General features: G+C 38.9%; 1 protein-coding gene. It reads right to left on the bottom strand.

The features are described from left to right. Window positions 1-177: 177 nt before the first annotated feature. Complete coding sequence (locus HET73_RS07315; RefSeq protein ID WP_174134287.1) at window positions 178-336, bottom strand: hypothetical protein; 159 nt, start codon at window positions 334-336, stop codon at window positions 178-180. Window positions 337-1,691 lie beyond the last annotated feature (1,355 nt).

Below are 1,691 nucleotides of genomic sequence, written 5' to 3'. Positions count from 1 at the left end.
TTTGCTTTTAAGCTTTCCAATATAAGCTTTCCATTATAAGCTTTCCATTATAAGTTTTCCAATATAAGCTTTCCATTATAAGCTTTCCATTATAAGTTTTCCATCAGTTGCTTTGGTATATCAAATGACTTTGTTTTATTCATTAACTCCTCCCTTTCGGTTGATAAATAATTAAAACTAAATAACTCGGCTCCTTCGCTCCATCTCCATTACAGAGACTTCTTCACTACTATGAACTGATATGCCCCTGTTTTCCGCATCAATACTCTCATCCCCAGAGATCTGTTCTTTTGACTTCTCCCTTATTATCGAAATGACAGGTTCCCATTGTTCCATGCAATAGCCTATATTAGATTCATGCCACTTTTATGCTGGACACCACCTAGCCAGTAAACAAGCTTCTGGTAGATTTATTCCAGTTTAATGACTACCCCCTGGTTTTGACATCGTCTCTACATTTTCGACACTTCATCAATGGTTCACTTGCGTTCACCTCTCTATTTCACACATGACATAATTGTGCTTTTTCCATAATGCTCACTACCATAGACCTTTACCAAAGCAGCTCATGGCTGTTTGAAGCCTGCTCTTGCAAACCGGCTCCGAAGGTCCCTCCCTATCTACCCCACAGCTTCAACACTTCCTGTGCTTCCACGGCACACCATCATCAGCATATCTTGCCCACTTTTTTTATATTTTCTTCTCATCCAATCATCAAAGCTTTAGTGCATGAAGAGGTTACTTAAAATAGGATTAACTACACCTCCCTATGGCACTCTGCTGAGACACTTTAGCTTTGTTCTTTTTCAAGTTATATATCTGCACTTGGCCATCTTTGTATCTATAAGAGAACCCATTTGTTTGTAGTGTGTTTTCTGATTGCTTTCATCAGTAGATTGTGGTCTATGTTATCGTACATTTCCCTTGATGTCAAACTCTTTTAACCAATTTTGGTCGAAGCATTGATTCCTGGTTTATCCTATGGCATCTAATGCTGATTTGTTTGGCCTATAACCATATGAATCCTCATCAAATACCTTTTCAAGCTCTGGTTCTAAAACACTTATCACAACTTCCTGTGATATACGATCCGAGACAGTTGGTATTCCAAATGCCCTTATCCCTCCATCTGCCTTAGTTATATCAACAGCCTTCACTGAGGGTGGAAAATATCTACCAGAAGATAGCCTATTTCATAGCTTGTAAAGGTTCTTGCTTAAGTCTTGATTAAACTTTTCAATTGTTAGATCATCAATACCTGTTTCTCCTCTGTTTTCTAACACTAGAGTTTTTGGAATATCGAAAAAGGCTTTGTTCGTTCAATCACTTTCATCCACACACCTACAAGTTGAATGATTTACTAAAGTCGACTATTTCAACCCCTTCGCTCCATAGTCATTACAACCACTTCCTCACTACTACAAGTTGATCCTCCCCAGTGATTTGTATCGCTACTCTAAAGCTTTAGGATTAGCCTCTTGCTTATCTCGCTTTGCATCAAATCGACTGGTTCCTGCAAATCCTATTAAAGCCCAGATCAGACTCACACCACCTTAATGCCGAACATCATCTACACAGTAATCAGGTTCCCTGTACGCTTTTAAGAGACGACTCACTAGTATGTAAGAGGAGAACAACTCCCTGTATCAAATGTGCCAAACGCCACATCAATTCATTATTGAGAGTATAGC

This window comes from Wolbachia endosymbiont of Atemnus politus (assembly GCF_013309895.1).
This window is presented reverse-complemented; position numbering and strand designations above follow the sequence as displayed.

Bases quoted from the DNA above. Each gene is read 5' to 3' on its own strand.
- HET73_RS07315 (WP_174134287.1), bottom strand. From the start codon at position 336: ATGGAACAATGGGAACCTGTCATTTCGATAATAAGGGAGAAGTCAAAA.